Source organism: Micromonospora sp. NPDC018662, from assembly GCF_044391475.1.
Taxonomy (GTDB): domain Bacteria; phylum Actinomycetota; class Actinomycetes; order Mycobacteriales; family Micromonosporaceae; genus Micromonospora.
In genome coordinates, this window is the sequence record NZ_JBISAC010000011.1 from 82,806 (window position 1) to 97,759 (window position 14,954).

At 74.7% G+C, this 14,954-nt stretch carries 15 protein-coding genes; 10 read left to right on the forward strand and 5 right to left on the reverse strand.

Annotated elements, in window-relative coordinates; all coding sequences use genetic code 11:
- The first annotated feature begins 57 nt into the window (after positions 1 to 57).
- Positions 58 to 1,479: a serine/threonine-protein kinase gene (locus ACH495_RS26205; RefSeq protein ID WP_396860361.1), complete on the forward strand. Its 1,422-nt coding sequence runs from the start codon at positions 58 to 60 to the stop codon at positions 1,477 to 1,479.
- A gap of 45 nt (positions 1,480 to 1,524) precedes the next feature.
- A complete protein-coding gene (locus tag ACH495_RS26210; RefSeq protein ID WP_396860362.1) occupies positions 1,525 to 2,277 on the forward strand; it encodes a DedA family protein in 753 nt (250 codons plus the stop codon).
- Here the strand turns inward: ACH495_RS26210 and ACH495_RS26215 are convergent.
- The gene (locus ACH495_RS26215) at positions 2,262 to 3,617 is read right to left on the reverse strand and encodes a hypothetical protein (protein ID WP_396860363.1); all 1,356 of its coding nucleotides are present in this window, start codon (positions 3,615 to 3,617) and stop codon (positions 2,262 to 2,264) included. The two genes, ACH495_RS26210 and ACH495_RS26215, sit on opposite strands and share 16 nt — an antisense overlap.
- A gap of 160 nt (positions 3,618 to 3,777) precedes the next feature.
- Between ACH495_RS26215 and ACH495_RS26220 the strand changes: the two genes are divergently transcribed.
- Together ACH495_RS26220 and ACH495_RS26225 are read left to right on the forward strand one after the other, a co-directional pair.
- Positions 3,778 to 4,614 (forward strand): hypothetical protein, encoded by an 837-nt coding sequence (locus ACH495_RS26220; RefSeq protein ID WP_396860364.1) that lies wholly within the window; start codon positions 3,778 to 3,780, stop codon positions 4,612 to 4,614.
- Positions 4,615 to 4,630: 16 nt separating this feature from the next.
- A complete protein-coding gene (locus ACH495_RS26225; RefSeq protein WP_396860365.1) occupies positions 4,631 to 5,602 on the forward strand; it encodes a pirin family protein in 972 nt (323 codons plus the stop codon).
- 240 nt (positions 5,603 to 5,842) lie between these two features.
- Here ACH495_RS26225 and ACH495_RS26230 read toward each other — a convergent pair whose 3' ends face one another.
- A complete protein-coding gene (locus tag ACH495_RS26230; protein WP_396860366.1) occupies positions 5,843 to 6,112 on the reverse strand; it encodes a DUF2795 domain-containing protein in 270 nt (89 codons plus the stop codon).
- 143 nt (positions 6,113 to 6,255) lie between these two features.
- On the opposite strand from ACH495_RS26230, the gene ACH495_RS26235 reads away from it, so the two are divergent.
- Entirely contained in the window at positions 6,256 to 6,663 is a 408-nt protein-coding gene (locus ACH495_RS26235; protein ID WP_396860367.1) for a DUF2267 domain-containing protein, read from the forward strand.
- Between the two features lie 310 nt (positions 6,664 to 6,973).
- On the opposite strand, the gene ACH495_RS26240 is transcribed toward ACH495_RS26235, so the two are convergent.
- Positions 6,974 to 8,131 (reverse strand): CaiB/BaiF CoA transferase family protein, encoded by a 1,158-nt coding sequence (locus ACH495_RS26240; RefSeq protein ID WP_396860368.1) that lies wholly within the window; start codon positions 8,129 to 8,131, stop codon positions 6,974 to 6,976.
- 243 nt (positions 8,132 to 8,374) lie between these two features.
- On the opposite strand from ACH495_RS26240, the gene ACH495_RS26245 reads away from it, so the two are divergent.
- From ACH495_RS26245 to ACH495_RS26260, 4 genes are all read left to right on the forward strand, one after another.
- Complete coding sequence (locus tag ACH495_RS26245) at positions 8,375 to 9,388, forward strand: TerC family protein (protein WP_396860369.1); 1,014 nt, start codon at positions 8,375 to 8,377, stop codon at positions 9,386 to 9,388.
- 96 nt (positions 9,389 to 9,484) lie between these two features.
- Complete coding sequence (locus ACH495_RS26250; RefSeq protein WP_396860370.1) at positions 9,485 to 10,084, forward strand: sulfite oxidase-like oxidoreductase; 600 nt, start codon at positions 9,485 to 9,487, stop codon at positions 10,082 to 10,084.
- Between the two features lies 1 nt (position 10,085).
- The gene (locus tag ACH495_RS26255; protein WP_396860371.1) at positions 10,086 to 10,844 is read left to right on the forward strand and encodes a ferredoxin reductase; all 759 of its coding nucleotides are present in this window, start codon (positions 10,086 to 10,088) and stop codon (positions 10,842 to 10,844) included.
- Positions 10,845 to 10,861: 17 nt separating this feature from the next.
- Positions 10,862 to 11,155 carry a DUF6510 family protein gene (locus ACH495_RS26260; RefSeq protein ID WP_396860372.1) on the forward strand — a complete coding sequence of 98 codons (294 nt, stop codon included), beginning with the start codon at positions 10,862 to 10,864 and terminating at the stop codon, positions 11,153 to 11,155.
- Between the two features lie 18 nt (positions 11,156 to 11,173).
- On the opposite strand, the gene ACH495_RS26265 is transcribed toward ACH495_RS26260, so the two are convergent.
- Together ACH495_RS26265 and ACH495_RS26270 are read right to left on the reverse strand one after the other, a co-directional pair.
- Complete coding sequence (locus tag ACH495_RS26265) at positions 11,174 to 12,868, reverse strand: glycosyltransferase (protein ID WP_396860373.1); 1,695 nt, start codon at positions 12,866 to 12,868, stop codon at positions 11,174 to 11,176.
- 168 nt (positions 12,869 to 13,036) lie between these two features.
- Positions 13,037 to 13,687, reverse strand: coding sequence for a C39 family peptidase (locus ACH495_RS26270; protein WP_396860374.1), 651 nt, complete (start codon positions 13,685 to 13,687; stop codon positions 13,037 to 13,039).
- Between the two features lie 731 nt (positions 13,688 to 14,418).
- On the opposite strand from ACH495_RS26270, the gene ACH495_RS26275 reads away from it, so the two are divergent.
- Positions 14,419 to 14,946, forward strand: coding sequence for a GNAT family N-acetyltransferase (locus ACH495_RS26275; protein ID WP_396860375.1), 528 nt, complete (start codon positions 14,419 to 14,421; stop codon positions 14,944 to 14,946).
- Positions 14,947 to 14,954 lie beyond the last annotated feature (8 nt).

Genomic DNA, 14,954 nt, shown 5'->3' on the forward strand with positions numbered 1-14,954 from the left:
GCACGAACCGGGACCGGGTTGGTGCGGTCCGGGGGTAGGCGGGCAGACTGGGGCATCATGTCGCCGTTCACGTCCGACCTCCGGCTGCACGACCGCTACGTCCTGCGCGAGCGCATCGGGCTCGGCGGGATGTCCGAGGTGTGGCGTGCCGACGACGAGGTGCTGCACCGCCCGGTCGCGGTCAAGGCGCTCGCCGGCCGGCTCGCCGCCGACCCGCAGCTGCGCGCCACCATCCAGCGCGAGGCCCGCGCCGCGGCGCGGCTCACCCACCCGCACGTGACCCAGGTGTACGACTACGGCGAGGCCACGCTGCCCGGCGGTGTGGTCACGCCGTACCTGGTGATGGAGCTGGTGGCGGGTCAGACGCTCGCCGACCGGCTGGCCGGCGGGCCGCTGGCCTGGCCGGACGCGGTCCGGACGGCCGGGCAGGTCGCCGCCGCGCTGGCCGCCGCGCACCGGATCGGCGTGGTGCACCGGGACGTCAAGCCGGCCAACGTGATGCTCACCGAGACCGGCGCCAAGGTGCTCGACTTCGGCATCGCCGCGCCGGCCGGCCCGCGCCAGCCGACCACCGGGCCGGCCGGGGAACCGCTGGCCGGCACCCCTGCCTACTTCGCCCCGGAACGACTCGATCCCGGCCCCACCCACCCGGCCGGCGACGTGTACGCGCTCGGCGCGCTGCTCTACCGCAGCCTCACCGGGCGGCCCCCGCTGCCGGTGCGGACCTGGGACGACGTGGTGGACCTGCGGGACCGGCGACCCCCGGTGCCGCCGCTGCGGGTGCCCGGGCTGCCCGCCGACGTCGCCGAGCTGACGCTGGCCTGCCTGGCCCTGGACCCGGCCCGGCGGCCCACCGCCGCTCAGGTCGCCGACCGGCTCGGCGCCGGCCGACCGGTCGACCCGCCGACCGCGATCCTGCCCACGGTGTCCCGGGTGGCGCACCCCGCCACGCTGGTCGAGCGGGCCGCCCCGGCCCGCCCGGTCCCGCCGGTGCGCCCGGAGGTCCCGCCGAACCGGCTGACCGGCGTGCTGGTCGCCGGCGCGGTGGTGCTGCTGCTCGCGCTGGTCGGCGCGCTGGTGTTCGACGGCCGCTCCGGGACGCCGTCGGCCACCGTCCCGCCGGCCGCCGCCCCGCCGGCCGCGCCCGCGTCGAGCAGCGCCCGCCCGGCGCCGACCCGCGCCGCGCCGTCGACGGCGGCGGCCGAGCCGGTCACCGCCCGGCAGCTCGCGGACCGCTTCACCGACCTGCTGGACCGGGCCGAAGCGGCCCGGCTGATCGACCGCAAGACCGCCGACGACCTACGGAAGAAGGCGGCCGAGCTGGACCGGGGCAAGGTGAAGGACCGCGCCAAGCGGGTCGAGGACCTGCACGAGCGGATCGAGGACGCGGCCGACGAGGACAAGCTCGACGGCGCCACCGCCGCCGCGCTGCGCCGGCTGCTCGACGCCTACGACCGGCTGCGTGGTGGCGGCGGCTGAACGCTTTTCGTGGTCGTCGGCCGGGTCGCCCCGTAACGTGGTCGGATGATCGGAAACGCACAGCTGCTCGCCGGCCCCCGGGTGAGTGCCGCGCGGGCCGCGGAGCCGGCCGGCGAGGGACCCGTCGGCTGGGTCACCGGCCTGGTGGAACGCCTCGGCGGCCCCGGGGCCGGGCTCGCGGTGGCCCTGGAGAACCTGTTCCCGCCCATTCCCAGCGAGGTGATCCTGCCACTGGCCGGGTTCACCGCCAGCCAGGGCCGGATGAGCCTGTTCGGGGCGATCGCCTGGACCACGCTGGGGTCGGTGCTGGGCGCGCTGGCGCTCTACTATGTCGGCGCGGCGCTCGGGCGGGACCGGATGCGCGCCCTGGCCGGCCGGTTGCCGCTGGTCAAGCTGGCGGACGTGGACCGCACCGAGGCGTGGTTCCTCCGGCACGGCGTCAAGGCGGTGTTCTTCGGCCGGATGATTCCGATCTTCCGCAGCCTGATCTCGATCCCGGCCGGCGTGGAACGGATGCCGGTGCCGGTGTTCCTGCTCTTCACCGCGCTGGGCAGCCTGATCTGGAACACCGCGTTCGTGCTCGCCGGCTATCTGCTGGGGGAGAACTGGCACGTGGTCGAGTCGTACGTCGGCACGCTCCAGAACGTCGTCATCCTGGCGGTCGTGGCCGGCGTCGGCTGGTTCGTGGTGAGCCGGGTCCGCCGGGCCCGTCGGTCCACCCCGGACACGCCGCCCCGGCCGGGCACGGTCTACCGGGGCGGCTGGTACGGGACCGACGACGATCAGCAGGCCGGGTAGAGCCGGCGGGTGCCGGTGCCGGCGGCCCAGGCAGCCGGGTCGCTGAACCGGCAGCCGAAGTCCGGGGCGGCCACCGACCGGGGGTCGGTGACCGGGTCGCCGGCCGGGTGCTTGCCGGTGCGTACCCAGCGGGTCAGGTCGTCCCAGGCGGCGCCGGCCTCGGCGGGGCTGAACTCGCAGTGCTGCGCGGTCCGGACCGCCCGCTGCACCAGCAGCCGGGACCGGCCGTGCCGGGCCACGTCGCGGGCGTACGCCTGCTCCATGCGCAACGGCACGAACAGGTCACCGAGGCCGTGCAGGCTGAGCACCGGCACGGTCGGCCTGCCGGCGATCCGGGGCACCTCGGTCAGGCCGGGAGAGAGCCGCTGGCGCAGGTTCTCCGGCGCGACCCGCTGCACGGTGGCGTTCAGGTCCACCGGCTGGTTCGGGGCGTACCGGGTGAACAGGTTGGTGGCGAGCTGGCCGGGGCGCCCGGCCGGGGAGTCGCCCCCGTCGGTGGTGGCGATGCCGAACAGGAAGTCCTTCCACACCGCGAACGCGGCGTCGGCGCCCGGCCGGGTCCCGCCGGAGCGGGCCACGGTGACCGCGCGCAACTGCTTGCCGAGGGCGTTTGTGGTGTCCGGGCCGGTGGGCGTGAGGCCGGCCAGCCCGGTCGCCACCTGGATCCGGGGGACCGCGTCGGTCAGGTAGTCGGCCGGCGTCGGGTAGGCGCGCACCCCGGCCAGCGCCTGCGCGACCAGGTTGTAGTCCAGGAAGTAGTCGAACAGCTCCTGGTCGCCGAGCACCCCGCACATCGGCAGCGCGCCGGCGTAGTAGCCCGGGTACTGCTCCAGCGAGCGGCCGATGACGTGCCCGCCCATGGAGACGCCGGCGATGAGCACCCGGTGCGGCCGCCGCACGGTGCGCGCGAACAGGTCGGCCAGGGCCCGGGTGCCGCGCACGCCGGAGCGGACGTCGTAGCCGTTGCGGTCGTACGAGGAGGACGCCCAGGCGTACCCCTGGGTCAGCAGACGTTGCCGCAGGTCGAACGCGGGCGGTTCGGGGGAGAGTTCGGTGCCCTGGCCGCGGTAGCCGTGCGCCCACATCACCAGGTCGCCGTTCCACCTCGCGGGGACCTCGACGACGTAGCCGGCGTGCGCGTGCACGCCCTGCCGGACGGTGGTGGTGGCGCCGTCCACGACCAGCGGCGGCAGCGGTGGGTTGACGATGGTGTAGCCGGGTAGCGGCTGGCCGCCGTCGTCCCGACCGGTGGCTGCGGCGGGCGCCGCGGCGGCCAGGCCGAGCGCGAGCGCGAGCGCGGCGCCGGCGGCGACCAGCCGGCGGGTGGGTGAGGTCTGCATCGCGGCTCCCCGGGGGACGGGTGCCTACCGGCCGGTAGGGACCTGAACCTAGGCCGGAGGTCGAGACCTGTCAATCACCGACCGACCGGATGCGGCCGGAATGAACCGTGGCGGAAACGGAGACGTATGAGCCAGTGGGGACCGGCGAGAGGGGACGACCATGACGGCATCCGGGGACGATTCCGACCTGACCGACACACGCTGGTCCGGCGCCGCCCGCTGGCTGTCCGCGGCCGCCGTGCTGGTGGTCGTGCTCGGCGCGGTGGCGGTCGCGGTCACGCTGTCCAACCCGGCCCGCCTCGGCGTGGTCTTCTCCGGCGGTCCGCCGCCCTCGCCGGCCACCGACGCCGCGGGCTCGGGTGGCGTGGGCGGCGCCGAGGTGGCCGCCGCCGAGACGCTCACCGCGCCGCGTGGTGACCGGCGGCAGGCCGACTTCGAGCTGGTCGACGGCCTGACCAGCTTCACGCTGCGGGCCGCCGACCTCGGCGACGACCTCTACCGGATCGGCGCGCCGGACGACGCCGGGGTGACGCCCCGCCCGCAGGTGACCGGCGACCGGGTCCGGCTGCGGATCACCGAGAACGGCCGCTCCGGGCCGTCCGCCGTCGAGGTGGTGCTCAACGCCCGGCTGACCTGGCGGGTCCGGCTGGTCGGCGGTGTCCGTGAGCAGCGGCTCGACCTGGGCGCGGCCCGGCTCGCCGGGGTCGAGCTGATCGGCGGCGCGTCGCGTACCCGGTTGCGGTTGCCCCCGCTCGACGGCACGCTGACCGTGCGGATGGCGGGCGGGGTCGGCGACCTGACCGTGGCCGTGCCGGGCGGGCCGCCGGCCCGGGTGCGGGTGGCGTCCGGCGCCGGCTCACTGGCCGTGTACGACGAGCGCCGCGCCGGCATCGCCGCCGGGGAAGTGGTCAGCTCGCCGGGCTGGGACCGGGCGGCGGACCGGCTCTACCTCGACCTGGTGGCCGGCGCGAACGCGGTGAGCGTCACCGCGGACTGAGCGTACAGTTCGGGCGGTGGACCGTACCGAATCGCTGCCGGCGCAGACGCTCCCACCCGGCGTCGGCGCCACCGACCCGGGCAGCGTGCTGCTGCCGGGCCACGACGTCCCGCTCGGCCGCTACACCACGGTGCGTCGGCTGCTGCCGCAGCGGCAGCGCCGGATGGTCGGCGCGTGGTGTTTCGTGGACCACTTCGGCCCGGACGACGTGGCGCAGCGGCCGGGCATGGAGGTGCCGCCGCACCCGCACACCGGGCTGCAGACCGTCACCTGGCTGCTCGACGGCGAGATCCTGCACCGGGACAGCCTCGGCAACGTGCAGCCGATCCGTCCCGGCCAGCTCAACGTGATGACCTCGGGCCGGGGCATCGCCCACTCGGAGCGCTCGCCGCTGGTCCACCCGCCGCTGATGCACGGTGTGCAGCTCTGGGTGGCGCTGCCCGACCCGGCCCGGGCCGGTGACCCGGGCTTCGCCCACCACGCCGAGCTGCCCCGCTGGCGCGACGGCGACCTGGACCTGACGCTGCTGGTCGGGGCGTTCGGCGGGGAACGCTCGCCGGCCGTCGCGCACACCCCGCTGCTCGGCGCGCAGCTCGAGGCGCGCGGTCCGGCGCCGGCCACGCTGCGGTTGCGCCCCGACTTCGAGTACGGGCTGCTGGCGATGTCCGGCTCGGCCGAGGTCGACGGGGTGGCGTTGGCTCCCGGAGCGTTGCTCTACCTGGGTGCCGGCCGGACGGCGTTGACACTGCGTGCCGCGCCCGGCAGCCGGCTGCTGCTGCTCGGCGGCGTGCCGTTCGACGAGCCGCTGGTGATGTGGTGGAACTTCGTCGGCCGGTCGCACGAGGAGGTCGCCGCCGCGCGGGAGGACTGGATGGCCGGTCGCCGGTTCGGCACGGTCGCCGACGACGCGGCGCCGCCGCTGCCCGCGCCCGCGCTGCCCACCACCCGGCTCAAGGCCCGCGACCGCAGCGGTGGTCTCCGCGGCTGAGCGACGTGCCCCCGGACACACTTTTCCGAATCTCATCCGTTCGGCTGATGGTACGTCGTATGATGATCGTGGCAGTGATGCCCGCCCGGTTCGGGCGAACATCCACCGCCTGGTGATCGCGACCCGGTTCGGGCGCGCACCGTCAGGGCCAGGTGTTGCGTGGCGCCCCAGGTCGCGGTTCGTGACCCGGGGCGCCCGCCTGTCGAAGGCCGCCGCTGTCGACGTCGGGCGGCCCCGGCCTCAGATGCCGCGCAGGTGCTGCGCGACGCGTTCGTGCTGGTCGCGGGCCTGTGCCGCCCGCTGTGACCGGTCCACCTCGGGGGCCGCGTCGATCCCGGCGGACCGGGCCACCTCGGCGCCGTTGGCGTAGTCCACCGGCGGCAACGCGCGCAACGCCCGCAACACGTCCGGCGGCGCGCCCTCCCGTTCCGCCTCCCGGATGACGTCGTCCTTGCCCGCCGGGTAGTCCAGCGCGGACAGGTACTCAAGGACGTCCGAATAGCTCGCCATGGGTCGGGCTCCTCGCGCCAGTCGTCGGGTCATGACCGCGCGGCGGTTACCCGTAGCGCGGGGGCTCACGCCCCCGATCTCCCGCTGTTTCCGGCGCGTCGGGACGGGTAGCCGCCCTGCGCGCACCGAAGGGGGTACCACCGATGGACCACCACACGTTCGTGGCCCGGGTCGCCCGGCTCACCGGGACCGCCGGGGACCGGGCCGCGACACTCACCGCCGCCACGTTGGAGACGCTGGCCGAGCGGCTGACCGGCGGCGAGGTGCTGGACCTCGCCGCGCAACTGCCGAAGCCGCTGTGGGGGATGCTCAGCCCGCATCCGCACACCGAGGCGGCCGAGCGGTTCGGGGCGGCCGAGTTCGTCGCCCGGGTCGCTCGGCGGGCCGACTGCGACGAGCACACCGCCCGAGGCGCGGCGCGGGCGGTGTTCGCCACGCTGCGCGAGGCGATCAGCGGTGGCGAGTTCACCGACGTGGTGGTGCAGTTGCCCCGCGACTACCGGGACATGGTGGAGCCGGCCCTCGCGCCGGCCGCCACCCGCCGGCGCTGACGCGGGTCGCACCCGCCGGCGCGGGATCCGGTCGCGACGAAGGCGGATACCTTCCGTCACGAAGGCCGGGGCCGGCGCGGTCCCCCGGAACCGCCTTTGCTCTGCAGCCACGGGCGCATCACGCACGGGGAGTCACGATGCCGACTCGACCGTCGCCGCACCCGCACGCCTTCGCGGCCAGCTCAATGCCCCGGTGCGTTGATGGCTGCAGAGCAAAGGCGTCGACGGCGACACCCGCCGCCCGCGCCGCGCCGCCACGGAGGGTGACCGCAGTGGGAGCTACCGTGAGTGAGATCGGCGCGGCGCCCGCTCAACCGATCGCGCCGGCGGCGCGCAGCGCGGCGATCCGCGCCGCGTCCACACCGGCCTCGGCCAGCACCTCGTCGGTGTGCTCACCCGGTTGTGGCGGCGGCCGGCGTACCGCGGTCGGCGTGGCCGAGAAGCGGGGCGCCGGGGCCGGCTGGACCACCCCGTCCGGCGCGACGAAGACGTCCCGGGCGGCCAGGTGCGGATGCCGGGGCGCCTCCGCCCAGTCGAGCACCGGCGCCACGCAGGCGTCCGTGCCGGCCAGCAGCTCCGCCCACTCGTCCCGGGTCCGGGTGCGGAACAGCCGCGCCCAGGCCGCCCGCAACGCCGGCCAGTTCGCCGGGTCGTCCCGGTCCGGGGCGTCGTCGCCGTCGAGCGGGAAGCCGGTGAGCCGGACCAGTTCGGCGTAGAACTGCGGCTCCAGCGCGCCCACCGCCACGTGGCGCCCGTCGGCGCACTCGTACGTGTCGTAGAACGGCGCGCCGCCGTCGAGCAGGTTCACGCCCCGCGGGTCCTGCCACAGGCCGAGGCCGCGCAACGCGTGGATCTGGGTGGCCAGCACCGACACGCCGTCCACGATGGCCGCGTCGACCACCTGGCCGGGCGCGCCGCCGCGCACCGCGTACACCGCCGCGACCACGCCCAGGGCCAGCATCATGCCGCCGCCGCCGAAGTCGCCGAGCAGGTTCATCGGGGGCACCGGACGCTCACCGGCCCGGCCCACCCCGTGCAGCGCGCCGGTCAGCGCCAGGTAGTCGATGTCGTGACCGGCCGTCCGGGCGAGCGGCCCGTCCTGCCCCCAGCCGGTCATCCGCCCGTACACCAGTCGCGGGTTGACGGCGAGGCACTCCCGCGGACCGAGGGTGAGCCGCTCGGCCACCCCCGGCCGGAAGCCCTCGACCAACGCGTCCGCGCCGGCCACCAGCGACAGCAGCACGTCCCGGCCGTCCGGGTGCTTGAGGTCCAGCGCGATCGAGCGCCGGTTGCGGTTCAGCAGGTCGCCGGGGAACGCGCCGAACCCGCCGCCGCCCGGCCGGTCCACCCGTACCACGTCGGCGCCCAGGTCGGCCAGCATCATGGCGGCGAACGGCCCCGGCCCGATGCCGGCCAGCTCGATCACCCGTACGCCGGTCAGCGGTCCGGAGTTGGTCACCCGCGTCACCCTAGGTGTCCGAACCCGCGACGTCACGGCCCGACCACCCCCACAGCGGTTGACCAGGGCAATCACCCGCCCCTCGACTTGGCGTCCGGCCCCGCGTGGCCTAGCCTTGGAAGCGCGAGGGGAGTACTTCCCACGAACCATTCCGGTCAGTACGGCGAGCCCCCGGGGCGAGCCTCGGGTGGTTGCCCACGAAATTGTGGGTGAAGGAGACCTCGAACATGACACGGTGTTCGAGGAGGCCCCATGACCGAAGTGTCCTACCTGTCCGCCGCCGGCCTGTCGTCGGTCGGCACGCCCACGCTCTGGGCGGTGACGATCGCCGGCGTGCTCGCACTGCTGGTGCTGGACTTCCTGGTCACCCGCAAGCCGCACGAGGTCTCCATCCGGGAGGCGCTCGGCTGGTCGGCCTTCTACATCGCCCTGCCGCTCGCCTTCGGCGCGTGGATCTGGTCCCGCTACGGCAGCCAGCAGGGCGTCGAGTACCTCACCGGTTACCTGGTCGAGAAGTCGCTCTCGGTCGACAACCTGTTCGTCTTCATGCTGCTGCTGGCCGCGTTCGCGGTGCCCGCCGTGCTCGCCCAGCGGGTGCTGCTCTACGGCATCGCCGGCGCGCTGGTGCTGCGCGCGATCTTCATCGCGCTCGGCGCCGCCGCCCTCCAGACGCTCGACTTCGCCTTCCTGCTCTTCGCGCTCATCCTGATCGCCACCGCGGTCAAGCTGCTGCGCGACGCCCTCTCCGGGCACGAGCAGGAGGTCGACATCAACAAGATGCGGTCCGTGCGGCTGCTGCGCAAGGTCATGCCGGTGGTCGAGGAGTACCACGGCACCCGGATGACGATCCGGCAGCACGGCCGCCGGGCGCTCACCCCGTTCGCGCTGGTCGTCGTCGCGGTGCTGGCCACCGACATCGTCTTCGCGGTCGACTCGGTGCCCGCCGTCTACGGCATCACCGAGGACCCCTACCTCGTCTTCGCCACCAACGCGTTCGCGCTGCTGGGCCTGCGGGCGCTCTACTTCGTGCTGCACGCGGCGCTCAGCCGGCTGGTGCACCTCAGCTACGGCCTCGCCGTCATCCTGGCGTTCATCGGGCTCAAGCTCGGCCTGCACTGGGCGCACGGCATCTGGAAGGGCGTGCCGGAGATCCCGACGCTGGCCTCGCTCGGCGTGATCATCGGCGTCCTGGTGATCGTCACCATCACCAGCCTCCGGGCCACCCGCAACAGCGGCGACGGCGACCGCACCGTCGTGCACCAGTGAAAGGAGGGGCCCCCGCTTAACGCTTTCGGTAGAGGCGGGGGCCCCGCTTAACGCCCGGGGCCCCGAAGAGCGCGGCCGGGGTGGTAGGACTGACGGGTGGGAATCGTCTCGCCGGGCTTCCAGGGCCGGCCCCGTTCGTCCGCGCCGGACCTGCCGCCGGGGCAGTACCTCACCGAGGACTTCCCGGTGCTCTCCGCCGGCCCGACGCCGCGCGTGGCGCTCGACACCTGGGAGTTCGTGCTGACCAGCGAGACCGGCGCGGAACACCGCTGGTCCTGGGACGAGCTGATGCGCCTGCCGCAGGACACGCCCACGGTGGACCTGCATTGCGTCACCCGCTGGTCCAAGCTCGGCACCACCTGGCAGGGCGTCTCGCTGGACACGCTGCTCGACGGCGTGGACACCGACGCGCGCTACGCGCTGGCGCACTCGTACGGCGGCTACACCACCAACCTGCCGCTGGACGACCTGCGCGGCGGGCGGGCCTGGGTGGTGCACACGTACGACGGTGGCCCGCTGCCGGCCGAGCACGGCGGCCCGGCCCGGCTGCTCGTGCCGCACCTCTACCTGTGGAAGTCCGCCAAGTGGGTGCGTGGGATCCGGCTGCTCGTCGACGACCGGCCGGGCTTCTGGGAGACGGCCGGCTACCACGACTACGGCGACCCGTGGCGCGAGCAGCGCTACCAGGGCGACTGAGGTGACCGCGCCGACCGCCGGCGGCCGGGTGGCGCCGCTGACCTGGCGGGTGGCCCGACTGGTCGAGCGGCGGGTCGAGACGCCGACCGCCCAGACCCTCGTGCTGGACGTGCCGGGTTGGCCGGGGCACCTGCCCGGCCAGCACGTCGACCTGCGCCTGACCGCTGAGGACGGCTACCAGGCGGCCCGCTCGTACTCGCTCGCCGGCCCGGCGCAGGGCGAGCGGATCGAGGTGACCGTGCAGCGGGTGACCGACGGCGAGGTGTCGCCGTACCTGGTCGACACCTGGGCCGAGGGCGACCCGGTGGAGGTCCGCGGCCCGGTCGGCGGCTGGTTCGTCTGGCGGACCGACGGGACCGCGCCGGTGCTGCTGGTGGCCGGCGGTTCCGGGGTGGTGCCGTTGATGGCCATGGTCCGGGCCCGCCGGGCGGCCGGCAGCCGGACGCCGTTCCGGCTCATCTACTCGGTGCGGACCCCCGACGACGTGATCTACGCCGACGAGCTGCGCCGCCGGGCCCGCGACGACCAGGGCCTGGACGTCGCGTACGTCTACACCCGGCGGGCGCCCGAGGGCTGGCGGGGCGAGCCGCACCGGATCGGGCTGGCCGACGTGAACAGCCATGGCTGGCCGCCGGCGTTGGAGCCGCTCTGCTACGTCTGCGGGCCGACCGGGTTCGTGGAGACCGTGGCCGACCTGCTGGTGGGGCTCGGCCACCCGACGCGGCGGGTGCGGACCGAACGGTTCGGTCCGACCGGCTGACCACCCGAGGAGGGCGCATGACCGAACTGTCGTACCTGGACGGCAACATGCTCGACGGGCCGCTGCGGGAACTCCTCGCGGTCGACCTGAGCGCCACCACCGGGCGGTGCGACACCTGCGGCATGACCGGCCCGATGGCCGGCCTGCACGTCTACTCGCACGCCCCCGGCCTGGTCGGGCGGTGCCCGGCGTGCACCGGGGTGATGGTGCGCCTGGTCCGCGCGCCGGAGCGGGCCTGGCTGGACCTGCGCGGCACCACCTACCTCCAGGTCCCCATGCCGCCGGACCAGCGCCTCCGCCCGGCCCCCTGACCGGTCGCGCGCCGGGCCTCAGGACGCGACGCTCAGGTGGTCCAGCGTCGCCGGCGCGGGCTCGGCGTGGTGGCCCGCCCGTTCGGGGACGCTCCCGGCCGGGGTCACCCCGACCCGGGGCGGCACACCGGCCGGAGCCGGCCGCCCCGCCCCGGAGAAGCGACGGCGCAGCCGGCTGACCAGCTGCCCCACGGTCACCGGCACCACCGACAGGACGAGCTGCCCGTTGCGCGGGTCGACGGTCGCCGCCACCCCGTACAGGCGGGTGCCGTGCCGGAGCAGCCGGGGCCGGCCGGCGGCCAGCCGGGGCGCACGGACCGGCGCGCCGCCGCGGCCGTGCCCGCCGTCCACGTCGGCGCGTACCGGATGCCGCTGGCCGCTGGCCGCGCTGGCGGCGAGCAGCCGGTCGACCGGGAAGTCGGTGCGTACGGTCCGCCCGGTCGGATCGGTGGCGTCCAGGCGGGTGGCGCCGGCGACCGGGCCGGCCACCAGCCGGACCGGCCCGGCCTCCGCGGCGAAGCGGGGGTACGGGCTGCGCGCGGTCACCGTCACGGTCTGCCCGTCGGCCCAGCTCACCTCGACGGTGTCCAGTCGGGCCAGCCAGTCCGCGCGGACGTCGGTGACGTCGGTCCACCCGGCCGGGGCACCCGGGTAGCCGGCATGCCACCGCCCGGCCTCCACCACCGTGGCCGGTACGCCGCGTTCCGTGTCCTGCGCGATGACGGCCAGCAACTCGTCGACGCCGCCGGCGGTCACCGCGCCCAGGCGCAGCCGGGCCTCGATGTCTAGCCGGTCCCGGATGCCGTCGGTGAGGTGCTCGTCGACCAGCCGGCGGACCGTCGCGTGCACCCGTTCCCGGGTGGCCCGGTCCAGCCGGCGGAAGTCGTCGCCGACCAGGTTGGCCAGCTCCAGCCCGACGTGCCGGCTCAGCACGGCGTCCCGGCGGGGACCGGCGGGGATCAGATCGGCGACGAACGCGAACAGCCGCTCCACGCTGACCAGCCGCTGCTCGACCCGGCTGTGGTAGGTGATGTTGCGGGCGTCCAGCCGGCGTACCGCGTGGTAGTAGTCGTAGTCGGCCAGCACCGAGATCCGGCGGGCGTGGTAGCAGGCCGCCAGCGTGAACGGCTGGTCGCTGAGGACCGGCATGTCCACCGGGAACCGCAGCCCGAGTCGGTCGACGAGGTCGCGGCGGAACAGCTTGGTGTTCGCCAGCGACCAGGGCAGCGCCGAGTCGAACAGGCTCACGTCGACCGCGTTGCCGGCGGCGAACACGTCGGAGAAGACGTGCCGGCCGTTGACCCCGACGACCTTGCCGAGTACCACGTCGGAGCCGTACCGGTCGGCGGCGGCGACCAGCCGTTCCAGCGCCTCCGGGCCGAGCCGGTCGTCCGAGCCGAGGAAGAAGACGTACCGGCCGGTGGCCAGCTCCAGGCCCCGGTTGCAGGGCGCGGCCGGCCCACCCGAGTTGGGTTGGTGCACCACCCGGAGCGTGCCGGGGTGCCGGGCGGCGAGCCGGTCCAGCAGGCGACCGCTGCCGTCGGTGGACCCGTCGTCCACCGCCACGATCTCCATCCGGTCGCGCCCGATGGTCTGCCGCAGCAGCGACTCGAGGCAGGGCCGCAGGTAGCGCAGCGTGTTGTAGACCGGCACGATCACGCTCACGTCGGGGCGGGTGGTCGGTGGGCGGTCCGTCGCCTCCTCGGCTGCCACAGCTGATCCTCCGTTGGTCGCCCGGCTCGTCCGACGCGCCCCAGCGTGGTGGAGCGACCCGTCCGGGTGACGACACCGACGTGACGGCCGGATGACCGGCAGGCAGCCGTTGGATACGCGACAAGGGCCCGACCCCGTTCGTGGGGTCGGGCCCTTGTCGCGTATGTGTCAGCGGGTGCTGTAGCCGCGGGTGGCGATCCAGTCGGCGAGGTTGTCGACGCTGATGCGGTAGGAGGCGGTGTTCGGGTTGGCGCTGTCGGCGATGGTGACGGTGGTGCCGTTGTTCTGGTAGCCGACGACGCTGATGTAGTGGCCGCCTTCGAAGGAGTGGGTGGTGCCGTCGGTGTCGGTGGCGGTGCCGGCGATGTTGGCGACCACGGCGCGGCCGTCGTCGACGGTCTTGACGATGTCGGCGCGCAGGGTGTCGGTCTGCTTGGTGTCGGCCTTGCGGTCGGTGATCTCGACGGAGCGGTAGGGCTTGCCGGTCTCCTTGTTCAGGACCGGGGTGATGTCGTTGATGCTGTTGGTGCCGTTCTCGGTGGTGCCCATCTCGCGGGCCATGGCGTCGACGTCGATGTTCTTGCCGAGGACGCTGATGGCGTTGCGGGCGGCGGCGGGGCCGCAGTAGTAGAAGTTCGGCTGGGCTTCGTAGCGCACGTCGAGTTCCCGCTCGCCGTGACCCTTGCGGTCGGCGACGGCGGTGGTGGTGTTCTGGGCGGGGGCGGCGTTGGCGGCGATGGCGGGTCCGGCGATCCCGCCGGCGGTGGCGGCGATACCGGCAGCGGTGAGCACGGTCTTACGCAGCAGGGTGGTAGCCATGATGGTGCCTCCCAGGGGGGTGGGGGATACGCGGCGAAGGGGGGGTGCCGCGAGGGGGAAAGTCCGAAGGGTGGGCCTGGCGGCCACGGGGGTGGCGTGCTCGGGGGCCCGGGGCCCGGGGGTCGGCGCGGGTCGGGCCACTCCAGGTGGCCGGGCTCGGCGGCTCGGGGGTGTAACGACGGCCGGTGGCCGGTCATTCCGTCGACGCCGGCCGGGCCTCGCGGGGGTGTAACGACGGGCCGGTGGCCGGTGATTCCGACCGGGGCTGTCGACGGCCTGGGGGCCGGGCTGCACGCGGTCTGCCAGCTATAACGCCCCGCCCCCGGCCCCGATTCCCCCGAGCCCGTGACCCCGACCACCCCACACCCGACGAAACCGCACATCCCGCCCCAGGTGCTCCATCCGGGGAGCCCGCCCGAGGCGAGCGCGGGGAGATCTTGGAAGCGGAAGGCCCCTCTGGGGGCCGATTCCTTCCAAGATCTCCACCGATCCCAATGCGTGAAACGCCTATCCCGCCAAGCGAGAGCCCCGACAGGCGCCATCCTGCCCACTCATCCACCATCCGCCGATCATGAGGTTGACCGGCCGGCACGCCGACAACCAGGCAGTCAACTTCATGATCACGAGGTGGACCTGCCGGTCCGGGCGTGATCTAGGGGTGACGGCGGGGTGGGAGGGGTGGGAGGGGGTGGATGGGGGGTGGGGTGGCGGATGGGTGAGAGTGGTGCACCGTGAGATATCTGCGCAGTGACGGGCGGGTCGCCATCCGCCGTCCCCGGGCCGACGACGAGGCGGAGTTCGTGGCCGCCGCCCGACGTAGCCGGGACCTGCACCACCCGTGGCTGACCGCGCCGGACGACGCCGAGCGCTACGCGGCGTACCTGCGCCGGATGCGGGGACGGGACAGCTCCGGGTTCCTGATCTGCGACCGGGCCAGCGGCGAGATCGCCGGGTACGCGAACATCAGCGGCATCGTGCTCGGCGCGCTGCGCGGCGGCTACCTCGGGTATGCGGCGTTCCGCCCGTACGCCGGCACCGGGCACGCCTCGGCCGGGGTGCGGCTGGTGCTCGGGTACGCGTTCGGCCCGCTCGGGCTGCACCGGTTGGAGGCGAACATCCAGCCCGGCAACGAGCCGTCGAAGCGGCTGGCCCGTCGGCTCGGCTTCCGGCTGGAGGGCTTCTCACCGGACTACCTGTTCGTCGACGGGGCGTGGCGCGACCACGAGCGTTGGGCGATCATCGCCCCGCCGACACCCTGACCGGCGGC

What these genes read in the sequence shown, in the direction of transcription:
- ACH495_RS26205 (WP_396860361.1), top strand. Translation starts at nt 58, where the DNA reads ATGTCGCCGTTCACGTCCGACCTCCGGCTGCACGACCGCTACGTCCTG.
- ACH495_RS26210 (WP_396860362.1), top strand. Translation starts at nt 1,525, where the DNA reads ATGATCGGAAACGCACAGCTGCTCGCCGGCCCCCGGGTGAGTGCCGCG.
- ACH495_RS26215 (WP_396860363.1), bottom strand. Translation starts at nt 3,617, where the DNA reads ATGCAGACCTCACCCACCCGCCGGCTGGTCGCCGCCGGCGCCGCGCTC.
- ACH495_RS26220 (WP_396860364.1), top strand. Translation starts at nt 3,778, where the DNA reads ATGACGGCATCCGGGGACGATTCCGACCTGACCGACACACGCTGGTCC.
- ACH495_RS26230 (WP_396860366.1), bottom strand. Translation starts at nt 6,112, where the DNA reads ATGGCGAGCTATTCGGACGTCCTTGAGTACCTGTCCGCGCTGGACTAC.
- ACH495_RS26235 (WP_396860367.1), top strand. Translation starts at nt 6,256, where the DNA reads ATGGACCACCACACGTTCGTGGCCCGGGTCGCCCGGCTCACCGGGACC.
- ACH495_RS26245 (WP_396860369.1), top strand. Translation starts at nt 8,375, where the DNA reads ATGACCGAAGTGTCCTACCTGTCCGCCGCCGGCCTGTCGTCGGTCGGC.
- ACH495_RS26260 (WP_396860372.1), top strand. Translation starts at nt 10,862, where the DNA reads ATGACCGAACTGTCGTACCTGGACGGCAACATGCTCGACGGGCCGCTG.
- ACH495_RS26270 (WP_396860374.1), bottom strand. Translation starts at nt 13,687, where the DNA reads ATGGCTACCACCCTGCTGCGTAAGACCGTGCTCACCGCTGCCGGTATC.